Raw genomic sequence first — 21,894 nt, forward strand, 5'->3', positions numbered from 1 at the left:
CATCAGGGGATGGGGTGCACAATAGTTCCACCACCCGGTCCCGCTAAGGCGTAATTCACTCCGTTTATTGCCTAATCCTATGACACCCACCAACGCCATCTCCCACTCCGCACCGGCCAGCCCCCTGCCGCTGGCACCGCTTGTGCTCGCGTTGGCACCGGTGGAGGGCTACAACCTGACCGCGCTGCCAAGCGTGCGCGTGCTCCGCTCCGACCGCCCGCTTTCGCGAACCCCGGTGCTGTACGACCCGGGCATCGTGATCGTCTGCCAGGGCTGCAAGCGCGGCTACTTCGGTCAACGCACGTACGTGTATGACGCCAACCAGTACCTGGCCGTGTCCGTGCCGGTGCCGTTCACCATGGAAACGGATGCGTCGGCGGAATCCCCGCTGCTGGCGCTGTACCTGCACCTGGATTTTCCGCTTGCGGCCGAGCTGATGCTGGAGATTGAGCGCCACGGAATCAGCTCAGACGTGGCACAACCGCAGAGCATGATGTCCAGCCCATTGGATGACGACATGCAGCTCACCTTGGAGCGTCTGCTCCGCGCGCTTGCCGATCCCGTGGAATCGATCCTGTTCGGCTCCCAGCTGCTCCGTGAGCTGTACTACCGCGTGCTCACCGGCCCGCAAGGGGCCGTGCTGCGCGCGGCACTCTCCCAACAGGGAAGGTTCGGAAAGATTGCCAAGGCGCTTGAACGCATCCACTCGGACTACGACCAACCGCTGGATGTCGCACGATTGGCCGAGATCGCCGGCATGAGCACACCCTCGTTCCACAGTCACTTCAAGGCGGTGACCTGCACCTCGCCCATGCAGTACCTGAAATCAACGCGCCTTCATCAGGCACGCCTGCTCATGGTGCGCGAGGGCATGACGGCTGCTGCAGCCTGCCATGCGGTAGGTTTCGAAAGCACCTCGCAGTTCAGCCGCGAGTTCAAGCGGCTGTTCGGGCTGACACCTGCAAAGGAAGCACAGCGCATGCGCGAGAGCTTCGCCATTCCGCAGGCATGGCCCGGCGCAAGCTATGTTTCATCCCACTGACGGAGAGCGCCTGGAGGCCATCCGCCGTTTTCTTGGAAGGCCAATGTAAGGCTGCACAGCGAAGTGCGTCCCGTTGTACCCATCAAGGCGGTGGCCACCCGAGATGTCGGTTGTTTGGATGAAGTCTTTCGATGGGTCGACGCCTTTGACTTCTTCAATCCGTATGAAATCGACGACAGACAACAACTTGGCAAGTGCCTTTCTGGCAGCGCTTGCATCGTAAACACGTAGAGTCAGTTCCGAGGTCTTGATATCCGTACCACCTTCAAACTTGATTCCTGCAGCTGCCAGTTGGGCCGCCATCTCCTGTTGCGTTGCCAGCAGGAACTGAAGTGATCGCGGTGCCGACTGGGCAACGTAACGAGGATCCTTTGTGTAGCGGGCAAGTTGAGCCCGAGCATCGCCGGTGAATCGGACGACGACCTTGAAGGTCGGATAGTGCTCCATCCACATTCCGGCGAAGGAATCGGGGAGCTCTTTCTGAAGGCGCCGACTCAGCATCATTGCGTCATCTTGATTGATGGTTCGCGGTTTCGCTTGATCGATCGATAAGTTCATCTCTTCAGCGTACCCCTTGAGCCCGGCGTCGTCTGTCCGCGCATAGGCGTAAGGAGTAAGGAGGGCGGGGCCGGTCAGGGCCGCAATCAACGACAGGGATAGGGTTACGTACCGCATCGGTACTCCTTTCAATTGCTTGGGAGAGCAGATCCATGTTCGCAGAGCTTTTCCCGGATGCGTGCGGACAACTCCAACCATAGGCCGAATGACCCTCGTTGGACTTGCCCTGTCTCACAATTTTCTCCAGCGCCCGCCTCGCTTCCACCAGCGTCGCGTCCTGAGATTCGGCAGCGACAGCGCTCCGCAACGCGCGGATGGCAGCGTGCCTATCTCCGTCTGGCGACAGGTTGACTGATCAGATGCGCTATCGCGCAGCGCCATCCACATACGGCCGCGACTGCAGCATCACGATCTCATCGCCCACCACTGCCCACTCGATATCTTGATCCACCCCGCCCAGTGCCTGCTTGGTGGCCTTGCCCACCTTGGCCAGGCGCGCGATCAGCGCATCGGTAAGCACCTGGCGTGAGCCGGTGATGGGCACTTCGCGCACGCCGCCACCGGCCTTGGCCACCAGCTGGGTATCCTCGGCCGACCGGCTCAGCACCTGCACCGCCTTGGACCAGTCCGAATACATCACCTGTTCGGCCTGGCGCTTGCCCTCGACCACGCGGACGCCCAGCCCGCGCTTGGCCGAAATGTAGGTCGTGTGCTGGTGGGCGCGATCAAACGGATCGCGGGTGATCATCACCCCGGAACTGTCCGAGGGCGCCGCCAACTGCACCAGCACCGCCATGGCCACCGCATCCTGCTGCAGGCCCGCGGCGGTGCGCGCTTCGTAGGCCTCGAAGTTGTAGACCGAGGCCCACACCGTCTGTACGGCCTTGGCCACGGCATCGGCGCGGGTCACGTTGGGCACCGTGGTGTACAGCCCTGCCCCACTGAAACCCGGCAGATCCTCCGAGTTGGACGAGCTGCGTACGAACACTCCGCCGGCCTTCAACTGGCCCTGCCACTGTGCATCCAGGGCACGAATGAAGGCAGGGTCCGGCGCGGCATTGACGATCTCAGCACGCAGCGCGGCCAGCGCCTCGCGGCGGACGTTCGGGTCGGTGTTGAACCCGGGGCGGCGCTGCAGCGCCTGCAGGTGCTGAGGAATGTCCAGCCGCTGCGTGGTCGCCTGGTAATGCGCGAAGGGAATGCAGAAGCCATCGGGCACGCGCGCCAGCGGTGGCAGCGCCGCCTTCAGCGTGCCCAGGTTGGCCGCCTTCACCCCGCAGTGGCTGCTGTCGCGTGCACGCAGCGCGGCCAACGGCTTAAGCGCGACCACCGCCAGGTCCGGACGCGGCAGGTTGCGCACCGTGGCGCGTGCAGCCGCTGCAGACGGCGTGCGTGCCGGGCGTGCCAGCGGCGTGACCCGGTAGTCGTTGTTGCTGACCTCCAGCGCCACCCAGCGTCCGTCGTACTGGCGCAACGCGTTCTGGGCGTCGCGCACGTACACGTTGGGGATGCCCCACCCCTTCGCCAGCAGGTTCACGTGCGACAACAGCGTGGACGGCCGCTGCGTGACCAGCCCGGCCACCGGGGCCAGCGCGATCGGCACCTCGTCCAGCACCGGAATATCGCGCGGCGACAGCGTGCGCAGCTGCGCCTCGGTGCGCACGATGCGCAACCTGCCCTCAGCCTTTCCCGTGTTCAGCGGCAGGAAACGCTGCTCACGCAGCAAGGCCTCCTGGCTGACAAACGGCAGCTTCATGCTGCTGGCCAGCTGCTCATGCTGGGTGGAGTTGGTCTTGAAGCGGATCGGATCACGGAACGATGCGCGCACCACCTCGTCGGTCTGCCGCAGCAGGGCGGCGGTGAGCTTGTCGCCCTCCCAGAACTCGTATGTGTACCCCGGCAGGTCCTTCTGCCAGCTCACGGTACCGAACAGGAAGCGCCGCTGCGGATCACGGTACTGCGCATTGAGCGTGGCCTTGTCCAGCGAACGCACCAGCCCCTGGCGGCGCACGAAGTTCTCGTGCAGCTCGAAGCGCGGCGTGTTGATGTAGTACACGCGCGCCCCATTCTGCCGGTCGACCACGAAGATCAGGTGCGGCATTTCCAGCGCGGTGCCCGCGTTGTAGACACGGGCAAGCTGCATGAACTGCTCGCGGCCATCGATCCGCGACAGGTAGTCCGGCCCCACCGCTGGCTGCGCCGCAGCGTCACCGCCCGGGCGGTACTCGTAGGGGGAAGGCTTGCGTGCTGTCTGCGCCAGCACGGGCGCGACAGCACCCAACACCAGCGCGAGCGTCGCCACCCACGCCATCACACGCGTCTGCAAGGTCATCAGCGCATTCCGCAGGTCGGCCCCATGCAGCTGCCGGTTTCGATGAACCGCACCTGCGAGTGGCCGGGGTCACCCGTGGGTGCCGGCACACCCGCAGCGACGAAGAACGTGGCCGAATGCGCGCCGTGCAGGCCGGCGGGAATGGCAAACGCCTTGAGCACGGTGTAGCTGCGGTACGGCACTTCTGTGCCGCGCGAAACGCTGGCACCTTCAATGCGGGGAATATCCGGCGCGCCCTCGCTGCGCTGGCGCGCGGCATTCCAGGCACGCACGTCGGCGGGCGCGGTTGCGCGCAGGGTGCCATCGCGCATCGCGGCGTCGAGGCCGGCCTGGCCTGCGAGCGGCGCATCCTTCAACCGGAACGCCTCCACCGGCGCGGCAGCAGCATCGGTCACCAGCGCTGCACCCGGCGGCAGCTTGCCGACCACCGCGCGGCCATCGCGCGCCATGTAGGCCACATCCACGGGTCGGCCGAAGGCCTCGCGCGCCATCGGGTTGAGCTTGGCCGCGCCCTCTTCGCTCACGTAGGCATACCCACATGGGCCACGGTTGTCATAGGTACTCACCAGCACCGGCACGCCCGCCGGCAGGCCGGTCAGCTGCTGCCGGTGGTAACCGGTGACCAGCACGGCGGCGATACGGGTGCCACGGGTCCAGCCAACGGTCCACACGGTCGGCTCGTAGGCGCCCAGCAACAACGCCACCGGCGCATCGGGCTCATGCACTGCCACTTGGATGGTGGTCGCCGGGTGGCCGCTCTGGTCGATCTGGAAGTCGCTCTCCTTCCCGGAGTAAGCCCCGGCAGCCAACACCTTGGTGTTGGCCGGCAGCGCAAGGCCTTCGAACCGGCAGGCGGCGGGTGGAGTGTCGGCGGTAGCCGGGGCGTCGAAGGCGAAGGGCTTGGTGGCCTCGTTGCCCGGCTGGGCAACAGCGGCCACCGGGGCGGCTTCTGGCGGCGCCGCCGCCTCGGCGTGAGCCTGGGGCGCAGCCGCTGCATCAGGCGCTTTCACGCCCGGCTCGGACAGATTCATGTCGGTGCACCCGGCCAACAGCACCAGCCCCGCCACCGCGATGCACACCCTGCCGCGTCCCACGCCCCTGAGCTTCATGCCGTGATCCTTCACCGTTGGAAACCGGATTCTACGGCCAGCCGGTGCGTGGTGCGCGGGCGCGGGGTTCAGGCGCTCGGCTTGGTTGCGAACCTCTCTATCACCGACTGACAGGCCCGCCTCGCAGTGGGCATTGCCCACGCCACGGCCGCTTGGACGTCAGGCTCCAGCTCGGCCAACGCCGCCTTCGACCAGCGCTGCCGATCATTGCCGATCGGCAGCCCTTCGATCTCGCTGGAGATCATCGAGAAGGTGACAAAGTCGGAATCCCGCTCGTCCACCTCCACTTCCCATCGCAACGACGAGAGCTGATGGCACCCTTCCAGCACGCCGACCGACCCATCCAGAATGCCGGCGCAGGTTCTCACCGCTTCCCCGCGCACCTGGAGCACGTAATCTTCGTGACTCATGTGATCAGTCATCGGTGCATTCCTGGTCTCAGCCCTATCCATTGCTCCGCCACCCGGCAGTCACCATCGCGTTGGCGCCAGCTCCTCCGCAATCATAGCCGCCACCCGTTCTGTGGGCCTCCCACCCCGGTCTTTCAGCCCTCCGCCTCAGCAACCACCCGCCGCACCACCGAATGGCACCCTCGTTCCGTCATGGCCCGTGCCCGAGCGGCTATCTCCCTGCCATCCGGCACCGCCTTGGCCAGCTCTTCTTCCGACCAGTACCTGCGCCCTTCCCAGGCGCCCAGGCGGTCGAACTCTTCTGACATCTGAGCGAACACGGCGAAGTCCCTGTCCCATTCGTCAACGCCTGCCGCGCGCCGCAGTAAGGTGAGCCGGTGGCAGCCTTCCACCACATCCACCAACCTGACCAGCATGCCGGCGCAGATGCGCAGTGCCTCCCTTCGCGCCGGCGATACGTACCGTTTCTGACGCTCGTGCTCAGCCATGGGTGTTTCCTCCCGACACGCCACCAAAGACGCTGTCTTTCCATTGGCACTGCCGCTGGAACAGCGCTTCGACATCCCGCTCGTCGCGCTGCATGTGCAGCGGCCGCGTCAGCCTCGCCACCGCCTCGGCAGCAACCGGCACAGCGTTGCCAGGACGTCTTGCCACGGAATCGGCAGGCGCGCCCTGCACCGCCACGTACGCCTGCATCAGTTGCCGCAGCACCGTGGCTGCAGGCAGGAAATTGCGCGCCGCCGCAGCCTGGAAGTTGGCGCGCAAGGTGTCTTCCATCTTCGCCCGCATGAGTACACGCCTGCTCATGACAACCTCCCTGCGTGGGCCAGCTCCCGCTGCACTTGGCGGGGAACCTTCGGAGCCACCGGCGGCGGCGTTTCGATCACGGTGAGGGTGATGGAGCCCTCCTTCACCTCAACCGCCACCCTGGCACCGACCTCGAAGCCGACATCCCGCAACCAGCGGCCAGTCAGCTTGAGACAAGGAACGCGTTCGTAGCGCCCCATCCCGCCAGGCAGTTCGTACCAATGCCCACACATCCTGTAAGTGCTTGGCGGGCGGGAAAAGGCTTTGCGCTTGGGGCGCAGTTCGTCCTCGTAGGGCGTAACAGCCCGCGATCTAAACATGTTGGACCTCCGGCACGTGTGGCTCTCGTCGCGATGACAAGAGCGTCGGGAGGCTAGGAACCGTTAAGCAGAAGAAACGGCGGGCGTATTTCCCCGAGGGTGTTGTATTAGCCACCCTCCCGACAAAGGGACGTCCAACATTCTGCTTGTTTAGAGTTCCTAGGCTCTGCGCAACACCATGCAGGATGATGCGGATGCTGGGAAATCGTTTGTATCTCTTGATCTGGCGATCTTGGTTGACGAAACCTAATTGATGACGCAAGTGACCTTACTTACTCATCAATCAGCGAATTCATTTCACACTTCCGCATGAGAACTGCACATCACCTAACAAGAAGAACATCAAGCACTCTACAGAGAGTGTGTCGGAAACTACCGCTTCGGACGACTCGTCAAATCAAGCCCGGCCGCGATCGTGGATGCCTTGCTCCTGGCTGGATCCCTGAGTATTCGGTATGCCGCAGTCTTGGCCGCCGAGAACGTCGGGTAGCAATACCGGGGCTGAGACAAGTACAAACCCGCAGCCACTCTCGCCTTCTTACTGTTCTCCGGATCGTGCAGCACCTTGGAGACTGCCATTGCCACCTGACGAGAAGTTATTTCATCTTTCACTTTGCACCTCCTGAGCATGTTTGATCAGTCCAACAGGTGAAGGATCGCGCACCGCAACGAGCACGATCAATACAAGAAGAACTGAAAAAATGGCCGCTCCAACAACGCCGGCCGCCACATTGGCAACAAACTTCGGCCAGAATCTGTTGCTTGACCGGATCTCGGCAACAACGACCCCGTCACGTATCGATGCTCTATAGCTTTCGTCGATGGAGCGCGAAACGTCCTCGGAGTAGCCGTTCAACACGCCTTCCGCAGTGCTACGCGCCCGATTCAACGCCGAAACAGGCTGCTGCTCGTACCAATTGCAGACCTGCTCGCTGGTAGGAAGACATCCCGATCTGGTTTCGACGTGACGCATCCACTCGATCCGCTCCTGCTCAAGGACAGCGAAAGCCAACAGACCTAGCAGCCAGCCCTCGGGAGCGTTATCTACCAGGGCCTTATAGGCATCTTCCGAACCTGAGAGCATATCCATGCAATTCCTGCTTCGAAGACCGATGCATCACACTGACTCACAATGGCGACGACGGGAAATCGTTTGTTCCTGCTGATACTTGGAAATCCATCAGTTCCATCTACACACGTGACGCGAACTGCACGCCTTGGCGATCTACTGTTCGGTCAGCTCGCGCGTGGTCGAATGCGTGCGATCAACTGGGCCAGATCGCGGCTGGCGACTTCGAGGTCATAGTTCATCTGCAGGTTCAGCCACAACTCGGGAGTCGTGCCGAAATAGCGCGCAAGGCGCAACGCAGTGTCGGCGGTAACCCCACGACGACCGGCGATGATGTCCGAGATGCGGGCTGGAGTGACATCGATTGCCGCAGCCAAAGCCCGCGCAGACATGCCCAAGGGAGAGAGAAATTCCTCGGCCAGGATTTCACCAGGATGGACCGGCGGAAGCACGTGTGCAGCGCTCTTCGCGTTCGTGTTTTTCATCTGTACGGATATCGTTTTGGCTACACGCACGTATCGTATACCGATACACGATACACACCAAGGAAAACGGTTGAGAACGCGGTCACGACCACAACAAAAAAGCCCCCGTTTCCGGAGGCTTTTTTGACTGAATCATGGTGGGCGGTGCAGGGTTCGAACCTGCGACCCTTGCCGTGTGAAGGCAATGCTCTACCGCTGAGCTAACCGCCCGATGCTGCTGAGCCGCTCATTATAGGGCGGCAAAATTTCGCGTCAACGGGTTTGCGTAAATTTCTTCACATCGTATGCGTGGGCTTGTCCGAGTTCAGGGTGCCGGCCAGCGCAGTCTCGATCTTGTTGCGCACGTTCTCGCCTTCCTGGCCGTCGGCCAGCTGCACGCCGATGCCCGCCGCGCGGTTGCCCTGGGCGCCGGCCGGGGTCACCCAGACCACCTTGCCGGCCACCGGCAGGCGCTCGCTGGAGTCCGGCAGGGTCAGCAGCAGGAATACCTCATCGCCCAGGAAGTAGCGCTTGGGCGTGGGTACGAAGATGCCGCCGTTCTTCACGAACGGCATGTACGCGCTGTACAGCGACGCTTTGTCCTTGACGGCCAGCGACAGGATGCCCTGGCGGGCGTTGGTGGCGCTCATGCTCTATTCCCCTTTGCGTGCCGCTCGTTGACCTTGTTCCAGGCCAACAACAATTCCACCACCGCCAGGTCGGCGCGCACGGTGGTGCGCAACAGATCGCGGGTACGGTTGGCGGCGTCGAACCAGGCGCCCAGCTTGTGCAATCGCTCGGGATCGGTCAAGCCGCCCCCGGTGGCCTGGGCCAACGCCAGATCGGCGGCGTGGCGCAGGCGCAGCGCGGCGTGGTCATCGGCAGTCCAGCGCTGCGCCAGCTCCACCGCGCCGGAGCGCCCGGCCACCAGCGCCTCAAGGTCGCTGGCGACCTGCCGGCGCAGGGCCAGGCCGTCGTTGCGCAGCCAGTCGTCGGCCAGCCCGGGGTGGCCCCGGGCCGCATCCAGCGCTTCGCGGGCGCTGGCTTCGCTGTGGCCCTGGGCCTGCAGCCAGGCCAGGCTTTCCTCACGCGGCGGCAGTTTGAATTCCAGGCGCTGGCAGCGGCTGCGCACGGTGGCCGGCAGGCGCGCCGGGTCGCTGCTGATCAGCCACAGGTAGCGGCCGGGCTGCGGCTCTTCCAGGGTCTTGAGCAGGGCGTTGCAGGCGGCACGATTGATGGCGTCGGCCGGGTCCACCACCACCACCTGGGCGATGCCGTACTGCGGGGTGAGCGAGAGCTTCTGGGAGATCTCGCGCACCTGTTCGATCACGATCTCGGTGCGCAGCTTGTCGCCGGATTTGTTCGGAATGAACGACACCAGCTGCAGGTCCGGGTGGGTGCCGGCGGCGATCAGCTGGGCGGCGCGCTGGGCGGCGGCCGGCTCGCCCCGGGTCAGCACGTGGGTGGCCATGCGCAGCGCCACCTCGCGCTTGCCCAGCCCGGCCGGGCCGCAGATCAGCAGGCCATGGCCCAGCCGGCCAGCGTCGAGCGCGGCGATGGTCTGGTCATAGGCGCGCTGCTGCCAGGGGGAAAACTCAGCCATTGCCGCCCTCCTTGGTGAGGTATGCGTTGATGGCATCCACCACCTGGGCGGCCACGCCGGCCTGGTCCTGGCTGGCGTCGATCAGTCGGAACCGCGTGGGGTCCTGGGTGGCGCGCTCGCGGAACACCGCGCGCACGCGCTGGAAGAAATCGTCCTGCTCGCTTTCGATGCGGTCCGGCCACAGGTCGCGGCCGTTGGCGCGGGCGCGGCCCACGGCCACGTCCACATCCAGCAGCAGGGTCAGGCCGGGCAGCAGGCCCACCGCGCGGCGTTCGAGCTCGGCGATCCACGCCGGCTCCAGGCCACGGCCGCCGCCCTGGTAGGCGTAGCTGGAATCGGTGAAGCGGTCGCTGAGCACGTAGCAGCCCCGGCGCAGGGCCGGTTCGATCACCTGGCGCACGTGCTGGGCACGGGCGGCGAACACCAGCAGCAGCTCGGCTTCGGCGCTGAGCGGCTCGGCGGCGATTTCCGGATCGGGAGTCAGCACCAGTGCGCGGATGCGCTCGGCCAGCGGGGTGCCGCCGGGTTCGCGGGTGAGCACCACCTCACCGCCCTGCGCCTGCAGGGCAGCGCGGATGGCGTTGAGCGCGGTGGTCTTGCCCGCGCCCTCGCCGCCTTCCAAGCTGATGAACCGCGGGTGGCGGCGCAGTGCGGGGCTCATTGCGGTGCCGCCTGCGGCTGGGCGCGCTGCTGGCGGAGCTGCTGCAGGTAACGCGCCACGGCGGCGTTGTGGTCGGTGTAGTTGGCCGAGAACACGTGCGCGCCGCTGCCATCGCCGACGGCCACGAAGTACAGCGCATCGCCCGGGGCCGGGCGTGCGGCGGCCTGCAGGGCGTCGCGGCCCGGCATGGCGATCGGCGTGGGGGTCAGCCCGGCGCGGGTGTAGGTGTTGTACGGCGTATCGGTGGTGAGGTCACGCTTGCGGATGTTGCCGTCGTAGCTGCTGCCGATGCCGTAGATCACGGTGGGGTCGGTCTGCAGGCGCATGCCCATCTTCAGGCGGCGCACGAACACGCCGGCAATCTGCGGGCGCTCGCTGGGCAGCGCGGTTTCCTTTTCGATGATGGACGCCAGGATCAGCAGCTCATACGGGGAATTCAGCGGCAGGTCGTCGGCGCGGCTTTCCCAGGCGGCGGCCAGTTCCTTTTCCATGGCAGCGTGGGCGCGCTTGAGCACGTCCAGGTCGGTATCGCCGCGCTGGTAGACGTAGGTCTCGGGCAGGAAGCGGCCTTCCGGGTGCTGGCCGGGGAAGCCGAGCGCCTTCATCAGCGCGGCATCGTCCAGTTCGTCGGTTTTGTGGATGAGCGGATCGGCGCGCTTGAGCGCGGCGCGCAGCTGGCGGATGTTCCAGCCTTCCACGATGGTGACGCGGTGCTGCAGGGTGCGGCCCTGGCGCATGCGGGTGAGCAGTTCGCGCGGGGTGAGCCTGGCGTCCAGCGCGTACTCGCCGACCTTGAGCTTGCCGGCGGCGTCCAGCTGGCGCGCGAGCAGCTGCCACTGGGTGTCGTTGCCTTCATCCACGCCGGCGTCGCGCAGTTTGCGCACGACGGTCTGCAGGCCATCGCCCGGGGCGATGACGACGCTGGGCTGGTCGGGGCTGATGGCGGTGTCGGCGAAGCCGCTCTGGCTGTGCCAGAACCATGCGCCGGCGGCGGCCAAGAGAAGTGCGCCCAGCAGCAATACCGTCAGGACCGTTAGACAACCTCGTTTTACGCCTGCCATGCATTCCTCGGTGGGTGGTGCAGCCACGCAGGGCGTGGCTCTACGGGTTTGTTCGCCCTACAGCATACCTTGGCTCATTCCTGGCGGCCGAGCGCGCGCATCAGGCCGCGGGCCTTGGCGCGGGTTTCGTCCAGCTCCCTGGCCGGATCCGAATCGACCACGATGCCGGCGCCGGTGCGGAAGGCGGCGTGGGTGGCGGCGACTTCGGCAGTGCGGATGAGGATGTTCAGGTCCAGGTCGCCATCGCGGTTCAGCCAGCCGAACGCACCGGTGTAGGCGCCACGCGCGGTCTGTTCGAGCTCGGCGATGATCTGCATGCAGCGCACCTTGGGGCAGCCGGTGATGGTGCCGCCGGGGAAGGTGGCGGCAATCACCTGGCCGGGGCTCACGCCCGGGCGCAGGCGGCCGCGCACGTTGCTCACGATGTGGTGCACGTGGGCGTAGCTTTCCACGCTCATCAGCTCATCCACTTCCACGCTGCCGGCGGTGCAGATGCGGCCCAGGTCATTACGCTCCAGGTCGATCAGCATCACGTGTTCGGCGCGCTCCTTGGGATGGCCGACCAGTTCGCGGATGCGTTCGGCATCGTCGTCGCCGGCGAAGCGCGGGCGCGTGCCGGCAATCGGGCGGGTCTGCACGTCATCGCCATGCACCGAGACCAGGCGCTCCGGCGAGGAGCTCACCACTGCCCTGCCCTGCGCGATGAACAGGCCGGCGAACGGCGCCGGGTTGGCCACGCGCAGCTGCGCGTACAGCGCCTGCGGTGACAGCGCCTCATCGAAATGCGCGACCCAGCGCCGCGAGAGGTTTACCTGGAACACGTCACCGGCGCGCAGGTAGTCGATGACCTTGCCCACGCCGTCGGTGAAGCGCGTGGGTGCGTCCTCTTCCATCTGCGCCGGTGGCTGCCACTGCGGCAGCGGCGGCAGCGTGGCGGTCGCCGTCAGGTCCTGCAGCAGGGTGTCGAGCTGGGCGGCGTGGTCGGTTTCGCACACGGCGTGGAACTGGCCGAGCACGCGGTCATGCAGCACGGCGGCCGGGCAGCGAAGCGCAAGTGCACTGGGCAGGCCGTCGGCGCGCGCCGGCAGGTGGAGCACGGTTTCGATCTGGCCCGCCAGTTCGTAGTCGAGCATCAGCGCCCAGCCGCCCCGGAACGGGAGGGTGGTTTCTTCGCGCGGCAGGCGCAGCGTTTGCCAATGCGCGTCAAGCACGTCCAGGAAATAACCCGCATGCACCGCACCGTCGTGGTCGCGCACCACGCCATCGGCATGCAGCGCCAGCGATTCACCGTTGCCCATCAGCAACAGGTCCCAGCGGCCCTGCGCGGTGCCCGAGGCGGTGGATTCCATCAGCAGCGGGTAACGCTCCGGCGCCAGTCGCTGCAGCGCAAGCAGGTCGGTGGTGTCGGGCAGCAGGCGGGTCTGGAACATGGCAGGGCAACCAAAGTAAGTGCGGGGGCCAGATACACCAAGGCCGCCAAGATGGCGGCCTGGTGCGGTGACGTTGGGTGGCGCGCTCAGACGCGCTTGAACACCAGCGTGCCGTTGGTGCCGCCGAAGCCGAAGCCGTTGGACATCACCACATCCACCTTGGCCTCGCGTGCGGTGTTGGGCACGTAATCCAGGTCGCAGCCCTCGCCCGCTTCGTGCAGGTTGATGGTGGGCGGAATGATGTTGTCGCGCAGCGCCAGCACCGAGAAGATGGCTTCCACGCCGCCGGCGGCGCCGAGCAGGTGGCCGGTCATCGACTTGGTGGAGCTGACCATCATCTTGTAGGCGTGGTCGCCGAAGGCGGTCTTCATGGCCATGGTTTCGCCCAGGTCGCCCAGCGGCGTGGAGGTGCCGTGCGCGTTGAGGTAGCCCACCTGGTCCGGGGTAACACCGGCATCCTTGAGGGCCATGGTCATGCAGCGGGCGGCGCCTTCGCCGTTCTCGCTCGGGGCGGTCATGTGGTACGCATCGGAGCTGGCGCCGAAACCGGCCAGCTCGGCATAGATGCGCGCGCCACGGGCCTTGGCGTGTTCGTACTCTTCCAGGATCAGGATGCCGGCGCCGTCGCCGAGCACGAAGCCGTCGCGTTCCTTGTCCCACGGGCGCGATGCTTCGGCCGGGGCGTCGTTGCGGGTGCTCATCGCCTTCATGGCGCAGAAGCCGCCCAGTGCAGTCGGCGAGGAGCCGCGCTCGGCGCCGCCCACCACCATCACGTCCGCATCGCCGTACTGGATCATGCGCATGGCGGTACCGATGGAGTGGTTGGAGGTGGCGCAGGCCGACACCGCCGAGAACGACGGGCCCTTCAACCCGGTGATGATGCTCAGCTGGCCGGGCAGCATGTTGATGATGGTCTTGGGCACGTAGAAGGGCGAGATCTTCTTGCCCTCGTGGAACTCGATGGTCTGTTCCTCGATGCCCAGCAGGCCGCCGATGCCCGCGCCGACGATGGCGCCGATGCGTTCGGCATTGCCGTCGGTGATCTCCAGGCCCGAATCGTTCAAGGCCATGAAGGCGGCACCGAGGCCGTAATGGATGAACGGGTCCATCTTCTTGGCATCCTTGCCACTGACCCGGAACTTGCCGAACTGTTCGTTGTCGGCGGTGATGTCGAAGTCCCTGACCTCACCTGCAATCTTGGTGGTGAAACGGTCCAGGTAAGCCTGCGAAACGTTGGTCAGCGGGCCGATGCCGGAACGGCCTTCGGTGATGCCCTTCCAACTGGTGGCCAGATCATTGCCCAACGGCGAGACCATGCCCATGCCGGTAACGACGACGCGACGCTTCATTGCAGATTCTCCTGACCCGGGTAGTGCGGGGTTGACGCGGTGTAACGCTCAAAAGCACAGGGCCGCAAGCGCGGCCCCATGGGTTTGCTGCACGCGGTGGCGGTAAGCACCACGACCGCGCGCAAGCCGCCCGACATCACGCCTTGACGTGAGCCTTGACGTAGTCGATCGCAGCCTGGACGGTGCTGATCTTCTCGGCTTCTTCGTCCGGGATCTCGCACTCGAATTCTTCTTCCAGCGCCATCACCAGTTCAACGGTGTCCAGGGAGTCGGCACCCAGGTCATCGACGAACGATGCGGTGGTGACAACTTCTTCTTCCTTGACGCCAAGCTGTTCGACGACGATTTTCTTGACGCGTTCTTCGATGGTGCTCATTGGATATCGCTCCAGATGGAGTAGTGGTTCAAAAAGTGACGCCATCAAATGGCGATGGCCGTGGGATAGTGTAGTGGAAACCGCAGGGGCCTTGCATGGCTGCAAAACTCCATTTGGATCAACCACTTGCGGTGCAGTCCCTGCACCACATGCTTACGGCATGTACATGCCGCCGTTCACATGGAGGGTTTCGCCGGTGATGTAGCTGGCCGAGGGACCGGCCAGGAACGCCACCGCATTGGCGATGTCGGACGGCTCGCCCAGGCGTTCCAGGGCGATCGACTTGACCAGGCCGGTGCGCTGTTCTTCCGGCAATGCCTTGGTCATGTCGGTATCGATGAAGCCCGGCGCCACCACGTTCACCGTGATGCCGCGCGAGCCGATTTCCTTGGCCAGCGACTTGGAGAAGGCGATGATGCCGGCCTTGGCCGCGGCGTAATTGGCCTGGCCGGCATTGCCGGTCACGCCGATCACCGAGGCGATGTTGATGATGCGGCCCTTGCGCGCCTTCATCATGCCGCGGATGACGGCCTTGGAAGTGCGGTAGACGCTGGTCAGGTTGGTGTCGAGGATGGCCTGCCAGTCCTCGTCCTTCATGCGCAGCAGCAGGTTGTCGCGGGTGATGCCGGCGTTGTTGACCAGGATGGTGATGGCACCGAATTCCTTGGCAATGCCGTCCAGCACGGCCTCGAGCGCGGCCGGGTCGGTCACGTTCAGCGCGCGGCCGTGGCCACCTGCGGCAGCCAGGCGCTCGCCGATGGCGGCAGCACCGGATTCGGTGGTGGCGGTACCGATCACGGTCGCGCCCTGCGCGGCCAGTGCATCGGCGATCGCCGCGCCGATGCCACGGCTGGCGCCGGTCACCAGTGCGATTTCACCCTGAAGGGGCTTGCTCATGCTCAGTTTCCTCGAACGGGACCGGTCCGCAGCGCCGGCCCGGGGGCTGGCACGTGGCGAACGCGGTCGAAAGTCATCAGGCGGCCCAGGTCTCGCGGGCCGTCTCGAAGTCGGCGGGCGTGGACAGTGTGCGCGCATCCAGCGATTTGTCGATGCGCTTGATCAAGCCGCTGAGCACCTTGCCGGGGCCGCATTCGGCCACGCGGGTCACGCCGCGCGCGGCCAGGGCTTCGACGCAGCCGGTCCACTGCACCGGCAGGTACAACTGCTGGACCAGGGCGGTGCGGATGGCATCGATGCCGTCGTGCACGCGGGCATCCACGTTCTGCACCACCGGCAAGGCCGGCACGCGCCAGTCCAGGCCAGCCATGGTTTCCTGCAGGCGGTTGGCGGCTTCGCGCATGAGCGGGGTGTGCGAGGGCACGCTGACGGCCAGCTTCACGGCCTTGCGCACGCCCTTTTCGGCCAGCAGCGCCAAGGCGCGGTCGACGGCAGCGGCATCGCCGCCGATGACGATCTGGCCGGGCGAGTTGTAGTTGGCCGGCACCACCACCTGGCTGCCGGAGGCCTGTTCACAGACTTCCTTGACGAGGGCGTCTTCGGCGCCGAGCACGGCGGCCATGGCGCCCACGCCGGTCGGGGCGGCGTCCTGCATCAGCTGGCCGCGCAGGCGCACCAGGTGCGCGCCGTCACGCAGCGACAGTGCGCCGGCGGCCACCAGGGCGGTGTACTCGCCCAGGCTGTGCCCGGCCAGCACGGCCGGCTGGGCACCGCCCACGGCCTGCCATGCACGCCACACGCCGATGCTGGCGGCCAGCAGGGCCGGCTGGGTGTATTCGGTGCGGTTGAGCATCTCTTCCGGGCCGCCCTGCGACAGCGCCCACAGGTCCACGCCGGCGCCATCGGAGGCTTCGGTGAACGCTTCACGCACCTGCGGGTGCAGTTCAGCCAGTTCAGCCAGCATGCCCAGCGACTGCGAGCCCTGGCCGGGGAACACGAAAGCGAGATTGGAATCGGTCACGCGGAGTTCCGCCTGCAAAAATCGAACGGCGAATGATAAGGGGGAATACCGCGCTTCGTCTGTACTGGCGCGTATTGACCAGCCCCCGGCAGGTGCCGACCGTTGGTCGGCACGCCCTCAAACAAACAGTTGCAGAATGTCCAGGTCGCCATCGCTGAAGAAATCAAAGCAGATCGCCACCAACATCAACATGCCCAGCGTGGTCGCCCCGTGCACGATCACGATGGCGTGCGCCAGCGCGCGCGCCGAGCGCCCCATCTTCATGCTGTAGCGGGCCAGCCGCTGCAGCCGGCCGGAAACCTCGTGCGCATGCGCCAGCACCGGGGCGTCTTCGCCATCCATGGCCGCGGCCATCAGCGCCTGCAGCTGCTCGGGGCGGTGTTCGTAGTACTTGGCCACGCCATAACCGAACATCAGCCAGTCGCGGGCCTGGGCCTGGGCCAGGTCCATCACTTCCAGCGGATCTTCCTCGAAATCGATGAAGCCGATGGCCCGGCCATCCCAGGTCAGGTTGCGCGGCAGTGGCTGGCCGAAATAGGCGCCCTTGGCATGGGCGGCCACGATGGCCTCCATCGCCGCCGACACCAGTGCGTCGCGGCCGGCATCGTCGGCCTGGCGCAGGCAGGTGTTGAAGGAGCTGCCGTTGTCGCCCAGCACGAGCGAGGCATGGCCGCTGCCGATCACGTGCGGCACGTTCACCCCTTGCGCCTGCAGTTCGGCCAGGCGCCGCGCTTCGGTTTCCCGGGCGGCGTCACCGCCGCGGTGCGGCGGTGGGCGCAGCGCGTCCAGCTGGAAGCGGTTGGCCACGAAATTGAGCAGGCCCAGCGCGACCGCGCGGCTGCTTTCACCGTACTGCTTCAGCCAGGCGCGCTGACCCTCGATGACAATGGGTTCGACCATGACACACCTCCAGAAATGCAAAACGGCCCCATCGGGGCCGTTTCGTGTCAACCGATTAACGTATTAATAACGCAGCAGCGCCGAACCCCAGGTGAAGCCGCCGCCGAAGGCTTCCAGCAGCAGCAACTGGCCGCGCTGTACCTTGCCCGAGCGCACCGCCACGTCCAGCGCCATCGGCACCGAAGCGGAGGAGGTGTTGCCGTGCCTGTCCACGGTGACCACGACCTGGTCCATCGACATGTCCAGCCGCTTGGCGGTGGCTTCGATGATGCGCAGGTTGGCCTGGTGCGGAATCAGCCAGTCCAGGTCGGCCTTGGTCATGCCATTGGCGTCGAGGGTTTCATCCACGACCGAGTCCAGCGCCTTGACGGCGTACTTGAACACGTCGTTGCCCTTCATCAGGATCGCGCCGCGGGCCTGCTCGCCTTCGCCGAAGCCGGCCGAGACGCCCACCGGGTTCCACAGCAGCTCTTTCTTGCTGCCATCGGAATGCAGGTGGGTGCTCAGGATGCCGGTGTCTTCGTCGGCCTTGAGCACCACCGCGCCCGCGCCATCGCCGAACAGCACGCAGGTGGTGCGGTCGTTCCAGTCGACGATACGGGTCAGGGTTTCCGCACCGATGACCAGCACGTGGCGGGCATCACCGGAACGAATGAATTTGTCGGCCACGCCCAGCGCGAACACGAAGCCCGAACAGGCGGCGTTGACGTCGAAGGCAGGGCAGCCGCTCGCACCGAGCTTGGCCTGGATCAGGCACGCGGTGGACGGGAAGATCAGATCGGGGGTGGTGGTTCCCACCACGATCATGTCCAGCTGGGAAGCGTCGATACCGGCTGCTTCCAACGCACGTACCGCGGCGTGGTAGCCGAGGTCGCTGGTGGTTTCCGTGTCGGCGGCGATATGCCGCTCACGGATACCGGTGCGCGTCTGGATCCACTCATCGCTGGTGTCGACCATTTTCTCCAGATCCTGGTTGGTCAACACTTTTTCGGGCAAGTAACTACCAGTGCCCGCGATCCTCGAGTAGATCCGCTTGCTCATTGCATTTCCTGTAACGGAAGAAAGGGTAAAGGCCGCTGCCCGACCGGGCAGCGGCCCTCACACAGATCAATCTTCTTCGACGGCCGAGTTCGACTTGGTCGTGATCACCTTCTTGCCGCGGTAGAAACCGTCAGCAGTGATGTGGTGACGCAGATGCACTTCGCCGGTGGTCGGGTCGGTGGACAGCTGCTTGGCGCTCAGGGCGTCATGCGAACGGCGCTGGCCGCGGCGGGACGGGGTAACACGGGATTTCTGCACAGCCATGGGATTGCTCCAAACTCGGTTCGTTTTTGCTTCGTCGTATCGTCGCGCAGGACGCCAGCGCCCAGCACAGTCTTCGCTTTCGCCGCAGCCGCCGACGACAATCCGGCTGCTATTGTTTCTTCAGCGCCGCCAATGCCGCGAACGGATTGGCCTTGCTCTGTTCTTCTTCGGTCGGTGCCCAGTCCCGGTCCACCGCTTCACCCTCGGGCGACAGCGGCACCACCGGCACGGCCAGGACCAGTTCGTCCTCGACCAGATCCAGCGGACGCAGGCTGCCGTCTTCGGGCACCAGCATCGCCTCGTACTCTTCCGGCAGCGACGACTCTTCGTCTTCGCTGCGGATCAGGCCGAGCCGCTGCTTGACCGACACCGGCAGCAGGAAGCGCTGCAGGCTGCGCTGACAGATCAGCGGCAGCGCGGTATCGATGGTCAGGTCCACATAGGATACCCGCAGGATGTCGTCGTGGCCGAATTCAAGCGCAAATGTGCACTTGCCCTCGGTATCGGCAACAAGGCCTTGCAGGCGGGTCATTTCTGCCAGTTCTACCTGACCGTCGAAGCACCTTCGTGCTGCGACCATCCGCCAGGCATCCAGCAATTCGGGCACGTTCGCGGACATAAGCCGCTGAATGTTAAGGATGCCGCCGGCGGTTGTCAATTACCCGCGACACGAGGGCGTGCGGTAGAGTGCCGCCCACCCCTGTCACCCCGGTATTGTCGCATGCTTCCCCTGCTGCTGGCCTCCACCTCCCGTTACCGCCGTGAACTGCTGGAACGGCTGGGCCTGCCGCTGGAGACGGCGCGGCCGGAGGTGGACGAGTCCCCGGTCCCGGGCGAAGCGCCGCGTGCGCTGGCCGTCCGGCTGGCGCGGGCCAAGGCCGCCGAGGTGGCCGCCCGCCACCCGGGGCGATGGGTGATCGGCTCGGACCAGGTCGCGGACCTGAACGGGACCCCGCTGGGCAAGCCTGGCGATGTGCCGGGGGCGCACGCGCAGCTGGCGGCGATGTCCGGGCAGACGGTGGCCTTCCATACCGCGATCTGCCTGGTCCGCGATGACCAGATGCTGGAGGCCTGCGACCTGACCGAGGTCCGCTTCCGGGCACTGGGCGCGGACGAGATTGCCCGCTACGTGGCGGCCGAGCAGCCGCTGGACTGCGCCGGCAGCTTCAAGTGCGAGGGACTGGGCATCACGTTGTTCGAGGCGATCGACAACCGCGACCCGACCGCGTTGATCGGCCTGCCGCTGATCGCCCTCGGCGGGCTGCTGCGCCAGGCCGGCTACACCCTGCCCTGACGCCGATCCAGGCGATCAGCGTGCCGGAACGATGAAAGATTGTTCCTGCCACTGCTCCACACTGCCATCGTTGCCATACAGCGTCATGCCCAGCCAATGCTTGCCCGGCGCGAGCTGGCGGGTATCAAGCGTGGCATCGAAGGCCACGTGCGGGTGCTGGGGATCGGTGGAGATCTTCCACGCGGCCGTGATGTCACGCGCGCGGCCGTACACCGCATCGCCTACCGGCTGGCCATCGATCGACAGCGCCACGCGCGACAGCCCGACCCCGTCCTTGAACGCCCACCCGCGCACGTCCATGCGCCCGGCCACCTTCTCATCCTGCAGGGGCGCATCCACCCAGGCCATGGCCGGGGTCACGCAGGGGCCATCGATGCGCTGTGCGGGCAGCTTGAACAGCAGGAAGCGCTGGTAGCCATGATCCTGGCTGACCACGCGCGGCGGCGGCAACGGCCCCACCTGCGCGCAGATGTCGTGGTAGCGCTCCAGCAGGTCGCGGTAACGCTGGTCACTGGGCGACAGCACCAGCAGCATCGGCGCATCGCGCTGGCCATCGTGCAGCAGGCCCCACAGGCCGAGCTGCGCGGTGCGGCCGTGCTTGTCGTTGAGCGGGTGGCGCAGCACTTCAATGCGGGGATCGCGCAGCTGGAAGCCAAGCTCGGCCCCTACCTTGAAGTTGCCGGCCAGTACGCGCGTGCCCGGCGGCATGCCCGCCAGCTCCTTGCGCACCTCATCGGCCAGCGGCGCCCAGCCGGCAAAATTGCGCGGGTAATACTTGTCACCGGCCAGCTGCTCGCGCAGGCCCGGACTGGAGGCCACCAGATAATAGGAGAACGCCAGTGCCAGCCCTGCGCCGGCCAGCCACCAGCCGGTCCGGCGCAACCAGCGCGGCCAGCCATTGAGCACCACCGGCACCGCCACCAGCAGCGCCAGGTAGCCAGGCAACGGCCAATGGAAGCTGATGCGCTCCACGTCGGTGAAGAAGCCCAGCGCGAAAATCGCCAGCGTGGACACCGCACCGACCAGGCCGAAGTAGCGCCACTGCGCACGTGCGCCACCGCCGGAACGGGTGCCGGCCAATGCCACCTTCCACATCGCGATGCACAGGATCGGCGTGACCAGCATCGGCTGGATCACCAGGAACCACAGGCCGCTCCACTGGAATGCCCACGGGTGGCGTTCGACCACCTGGAACTTCAGGCCGGCATCCTGGTTGTCGGCATTCCACGCCAGCAGCGGAAGCCAGGCCATCACGCCCACCGCCAGCGCGACCCACACGCGCGGATCACGCAGCGTGCGCCGCCCTTGCGGCAACAGCAGCAGGGCAATGAAACCGACCACGATCACGCCGATGAAGCGGTAATGGCTCAGCGCGCCGATCACCAGCCCCAACGACAGCTTCACCGCCGCCGCCGCATCGACGTTGCGCAGCAGGCGCGCGCCGGCATCCAGGCACAGCACCGCCGCCAGCGCCATCGGTACATCGGGCACGGCCAGCATGCCCAGCGTGGCCGACAGGGGCATCAACACGGTCAGGCTGCCCGCCTGCCAGCCCGCTACCGCGCCAAACCAGCGGGTGGCGATGCGTGAGACCAGCCACGGCAGCATCGCGCCGATCGCCAGGAACGGCAGGCGTAGCGCCAGCACGTGGTTGCCGCCCAGCTCCACGCCCAGGCGCGCCAGCCAGGCGGTCAGCCCGGGCAGGTCGGAATAGGCGGCGGCCAGGTGCTGGCCTTCCTGCCAATAGAACGCTTCGTCCACGAACAAGGGCAGACGCGCGGCCACCACGAGCTTGACGGCCGTGATGAGCGTCCACAACACCAAAAAAATTGTGCGTGCGCGTTGTTCGCCCTGCATTGCTCTATAGAATCGAAGGAATCATCGAC

Annotated in this window: 24 protein-coding genes and 1 tRNA gene; 2 read left to right on the top strand and 23 right to left on the bottom strand. The window is 65.9% G+C overall.

Going from position 1 to position 21,894, the window contains the following annotated elements; all coding sequences use genetic code 11:
- Positions 1 to 160 precede the first annotated feature (160 nt).
- A complete protein-coding gene (locus tag QE395_RS13900; RefSeq protein ID WP_255220493.1) occupies positions 161 to 1,042 on the top strand; it encodes an AraC family transcriptional regulator in 882 nt (293 codons plus the stop codon).
- On the opposite strand, the gene QE395_RS13905 is transcribed toward QE395_RS13900, so the two are convergent.
- The 22 genes from QE395_RS13905 to QE395_RS14010 all read right to left on the bottom strand — a co-directional run bounded on the left by QE395_RS13905 (position 1,031) and on the right by QE395_RS14010 (position 19,333).
- Complete coding sequence (locus QE395_RS13905; RefSeq protein ID WP_306989651.1) at positions 1,031 to 1,717, bottom strand: hypothetical protein; 687 nt, start codon at positions 1,715 to 1,717, stop codon at positions 1,031 to 1,033. The two genes, QE395_RS13900 and QE395_RS13905, sit on opposite strands and share 12 nt — an antisense overlap.
- Positions 1,718 to 1,964: 247 nt before the next feature.
- Positions 1,965 to 3,932: a PEP/pyruvate-binding domain-containing protein gene (locus QE395_RS13910; RefSeq protein WP_255220492.1), complete on the bottom strand. Its 1,968-nt coding sequence runs from the start codon at positions 3,930 to 3,932 to the stop codon at positions 1,965 to 1,967.
- Complete coding sequence (locus tag QE395_RS13915; protein ID WP_141236245.1) at positions 3,932 to 5,041, bottom strand: hypothetical protein; 1,110 nt, start codon at positions 5,039 to 5,041, stop codon at positions 3,932 to 3,934. The genes QE395_RS13910 and QE395_RS13915 overlap by 1 nt, the downstream gene beginning before the upstream one ends.
- A 68-nt stretch (positions 5,042 to 5,109) precedes the next feature.
- Positions 5,110 to 5,451 carry a hypothetical protein gene (locus tag QE395_RS13920; protein WP_306989654.1) on the bottom strand — a complete coding sequence of 114 codons (342 nt, stop codon included), beginning with the start codon at positions 5,449 to 5,451 and terminating at the stop codon, positions 5,110 to 5,112.
- Positions 5,452 to 5,585: 134 nt separating this feature from the next.
- Entirely contained in the window at positions 5,586 to 5,939 is a 354-nt protein-coding gene (locus QE395_RS13925; RefSeq protein ID WP_095363692.1) for a hypothetical protein, read from the bottom strand.
- Positions 5,932 to 6,240 carry a hypothetical protein gene (locus tag QE395_RS13930; RefSeq protein WP_095363691.1) on the bottom strand — a complete coding sequence of 103 codons (309 nt, stop codon included), beginning with the start codon at positions 6,238 to 6,240 and terminating at the stop codon, positions 5,932 to 5,934. Before QE395_RS13930 ends, QE395_RS13925 begins: the two co-directional genes overlap by 8 nt.
- Before the next feature lie 939 nt (positions 6,241 to 7,179).
- Positions 7,180 to 7,668, bottom strand: a complete 489-nt coding sequence (locus QE395_RS13935) for a hypothetical protein (RefSeq protein WP_095363689.1) — start codon at positions 7,666 to 7,668, stop codon at positions 7,180 to 7,182.
- 146 nt (positions 7,669 to 7,814) lie between these two features.
- Positions 7,815 to 8,132, bottom strand: coding sequence for a HigA family addiction module antitoxin (locus tag QE395_RS13940; protein ID WP_306989656.1), 318 nt, complete (start codon positions 8,130 to 8,132; stop codon positions 7,815 to 7,817).
- A gap of 135 nt (positions 8,133 to 8,267) precedes the next feature.
- A tRNA-Val gene (locus QE395_RS13945) sits at positions 8,268 to 8,342 on the bottom strand.
- Positions 8,343 to 8,407: 65 nt separating this feature from the next.
- Positions 8,408 to 8,761, bottom strand: coding sequence for a PilZ domain-containing protein (locus QE395_RS13950; RefSeq protein WP_068849648.1), 354 nt, complete (start codon positions 8,759 to 8,761; stop codon positions 8,408 to 8,410).
- The gene (locus QE395_RS13955) at positions 8,758 to 9,714 is read right to left on the bottom strand and encodes a DNA polymerase III subunit delta' (RefSeq protein ID WP_306989659.1); all 957 of its coding nucleotides are present in this window, start codon (positions 9,712 to 9,714) and stop codon (positions 8,758 to 8,760) included. The genes QE395_RS13950 and QE395_RS13955 overlap by 4 nt, the downstream gene beginning before the upstream one ends.
- Positions 9,707 to 10,375, bottom strand: a complete 669-nt coding sequence (tmk, locus tag QE395_RS13960; RefSeq protein WP_306989660.1) for a dTMP kinase — start codon at positions 10,373 to 10,375, stop codon at positions 9,707 to 9,709. Before tmk ends, QE395_RS13955 begins: the two co-directional genes overlap by 8 nt.
- Positions 10,372 to 11,436 (bottom strand): endolytic transglycosylase MltG, encoded by a 1,065-nt coding sequence (gene mltG, locus QE395_RS13965; RefSeq protein WP_306989663.1) that lies wholly within the window; start codon positions 11,434 to 11,436, stop codon positions 10,372 to 10,374. Before mltG ends, tmk begins: the two co-directional genes overlap by 4 nt.
- Positions 11,437 to 11,510: 74 nt before the next feature.
- The gene (locus QE395_RS13970; RefSeq protein ID WP_306989664.1) at positions 11,511 to 12,866 is read right to left on the bottom strand and encodes an aminodeoxychorismate synthase component I; all 1,356 of its coding nucleotides are present in this window, start codon (positions 12,864 to 12,866) and stop codon (positions 11,511 to 11,513) included.
- Between the two features lie 86 nt (positions 12,867 to 12,952).
- Positions 12,953 to 14,215, bottom strand: a complete 1,263-nt coding sequence (gene fabF / locus QE395_RS13975) for a beta-ketoacyl-ACP synthase II (protein ID WP_068849639.1) — start codon at positions 14,213 to 14,215, stop codon at positions 12,953 to 12,955.
- Between the two features lie 136 nt (positions 14,216 to 14,351).
- Positions 14,352 to 14,591 carry an acyl carrier protein gene (gene acpP / locus QE395_RS13980; RefSeq protein ID WP_068849637.1) on the bottom strand — a complete coding sequence of 80 codons (240 nt, stop codon included), beginning with the start codon at positions 14,589 to 14,591 and terminating at the stop codon, positions 14,352 to 14,354.
- 153 nt (positions 14,592 to 14,744) lie between these two features.
- Entirely contained in the window at positions 14,745 to 15,488 is a 744-nt protein-coding gene (gene fabG / locus QE395_RS13985) for a 3-oxoacyl-ACP reductase FabG (protein ID WP_093533269.1), read from the bottom strand.
- Between the two features lie 76 nt (positions 15,489 to 15,564).
- Entirely contained in the window at positions 15,565 to 16,509 is a 945-nt protein-coding gene (gene fabD, locus QE395_RS13990) for an ACP S-malonyltransferase (RefSeq protein WP_095363789.1), read from the bottom strand.
- A 117-nt stretch (positions 16,510 to 16,626) separates the two neighbouring features.
- A complete protein-coding gene (locus QE395_RS13995) occupies positions 16,627 to 17,409 on the bottom strand; it encodes a serine/threonine protein phosphatase (protein ID WP_095363684.1) in 783 nt (260 codons plus the stop codon).
- A 63-nt stretch (positions 17,410 to 17,472) separates the two neighbouring features.
- Positions 17,473 to 18,450, bottom strand: coding sequence for a beta-ketoacyl-ACP synthase III (locus QE395_RS14000; protein WP_068849631.1), 978 nt, complete (start codon positions 18,448 to 18,450; stop codon positions 17,473 to 17,475).
- Between the two features lie 66 nt (positions 18,451 to 18,516).
- Complete coding sequence (gene rpmF, locus QE395_RS14005) at positions 18,517 to 18,714, bottom strand: 50S ribosomal protein L32 (RefSeq protein ID WP_068849629.1); 198 nt, start codon at positions 18,712 to 18,714, stop codon at positions 18,517 to 18,519.
- A 109-nt stretch (positions 18,715 to 18,823) separates the two neighbouring features.
- Positions 18,824 to 19,333: a YceD family protein gene (locus QE395_RS14010; protein ID WP_068849627.1), complete on the bottom strand. Its 510-nt coding sequence runs from the start codon at positions 19,331 to 19,333 to the stop codon at positions 18,824 to 18,826.
- Positions 19,334 to 19,435: 102 nt separating this feature from the next.
- On the opposite strand from QE395_RS14010, the gene QE395_RS14015 reads away from it, so the two are divergent.
- Positions 19,436 to 20,008: a Maf family nucleotide pyrophosphatase gene (locus QE395_RS14015; RefSeq protein WP_306989667.1), complete on the top strand. Its 573-nt coding sequence runs from the start codon at positions 19,436 to 19,438 to the stop codon at positions 20,006 to 20,008.
- Between the two features lie 15 nt (positions 20,009 to 20,023).
- Here QE395_RS14015 and QE395_RS14020 read toward each other — a convergent pair whose 3' ends face one another.
- Entirely contained in the window at positions 20,024 to 21,865 is a 1,842-nt protein-coding gene (locus QE395_RS14020) for a glycosyltransferase family 39 protein (protein WP_306989669.1), read from the bottom strand.
- Positions 21,866 to 21,894: the final 29 nt, after the last annotated feature.

This window comes from Stenotrophomonas sp. SORGH_AS_0282 (assembly GCF_030818125.1).
Lineage (GTDB): Bacteria > Pseudomonadota > Gammaproteobacteria > Xanthomonadales > Xanthomonadaceae > Stenotrophomonas > Stenotrophomonas rhizophila_A.

Coding starts and splice junctions, on each gene's coding strand:
- QE395_RS13910 (WP_255220492.1), bottom strand. CDS start 3,932: ATGACCTTGCAGACGCGTGTGATGGCGTGGGTGGCGACGCTCGCGCTG.
- QE395_RS13930 (WP_095363691.1), bottom strand. CDS start 6,240: ATGCGGGCGAAGATGGAAGACACCTTGCGCGCCAACTTCCAGGCTGCG.
- QE395_RS13925 (WP_095363692.1), bottom strand. CDS start 5,939: ATGGCTGAGCACGAGCGTCAGAAACGGTACGTATCGCCGGCGCGAAGG.
- QE395_RS13955 (WP_306989659.1), bottom strand. CDS start 9,714: ATGGCTGAGTTTTCCCCCTGGCAGCAGCGCGCCTATGACCAGACCATC.
- QE395_RS13915 (WP_141236245.1), bottom strand. CDS start 5,041: ATGAAGCTCAGGGGCGTGGGACGCGGCAGGGTGTGCATCGCGGTGGCG.
- QE395_RS13935 (WP_095363689.1), bottom strand. CDS start 7,668: ATGGATATGCTCTCAGGTTCGGAAGATGCCTATAAGGCCCTGGTAGAT.
- mltG (WP_306989663.1), bottom strand. CDS start 11,436: ATGGCAGGCGTAAAACGAGGTTGTCTAACGGTCCTGACGGTATTGCTG.
- QE395_RS13950 (WP_068849648.1), bottom strand. CDS start 8,761: ATGAGCGCCACCAACGCCCGCCAGGGCATCCTGTCGCTGGCCGTCAAG.
- rpmF (WP_068849629.1), bottom strand. CDS start 18,714: ATGGCTGTGCAGAAATCCCGTGTTACCCCGTCCCGCCGCGGCCAGCGC.
- fabG (WP_093533269.1), bottom strand. CDS start 15,488: ATGAGCAAGCCCCTTCAGGGTGAAATCGCACTGGTGACCGGCGCCAGC.
- acpP (WP_068849637.1), bottom strand. CDS start 14,591: ATGAGCACCATCGAAGAACGCGTCAAGAAAATCGTCGTCGAACAGCTT.
- QE395_RS14015 (WP_306989667.1), top strand. CDS start 19,436: ATGCTTCCCCTGCTGCTGGCCTCCACCTCCCGTTACCGCCGTGAACTG.
- fabF (WP_068849639.1), bottom strand. CDS start 14,215: ATGAAGCGTCGCGTCGTCGTTACCGGCATGGGCATGGTCTCGCCGTTG.
- QE395_RS13920 (WP_306989654.1), bottom strand. CDS start 5,451: ATGAGTCACGAAGATTACGTGCTCCAGGTGCGCGGGGAAGCGGTGAGA.
- QE395_RS14010 (WP_068849627.1), bottom strand. CDS start 19,333: ATGTCCGCGAACGTGCCCGAATTGCTGGATGCCTGGCGGATGGTCGCA.
- QE395_RS14020 (WP_306989669.1), bottom strand. CDS start 21,865: ATGCAGGGCGAACAACGCGCACGCACAATTTTTTTGGTGTTGTGGACG.
- QE395_RS13940 (WP_306989656.1), bottom strand. CDS start 8,132: ATGAAAAACACGAACGCGAAGAGCGCTGCACACGTGCTTCCGCCGGTC.
- QE395_RS13995 (WP_095363684.1), bottom strand. CDS start 17,409: ATGGTCGAACCCATTGTCATCGAGGGTCAGCGCGCCTGGCTGAAGCAG.
- QE395_RS14000 (WP_068849631.1), bottom strand. CDS start 18,450: ATGAGCAAGCGGATCTACTCGAGGATCGCGGGCACTGGTAGTTACTTG.
- QE395_RS13970 (WP_306989664.1), bottom strand. CDS start 12,866: ATGTTCCAGACCCGCCTGCTGCCCGACACCACCGACCTGCTTGCGCTG.
- QE395_RS13905 (WP_306989651.1), bottom strand. CDS start 1,717: ATGCGGTACGTAACCCTATCCCTGTCGTTGATTGCGGCCCTGACCGGC.
- tmk (WP_306989660.1), bottom strand. CDS start 10,375: ATGAGCCCCGCACTGCGCCGCCACCCGCGGTTCATCAGCTTGGAAGGC.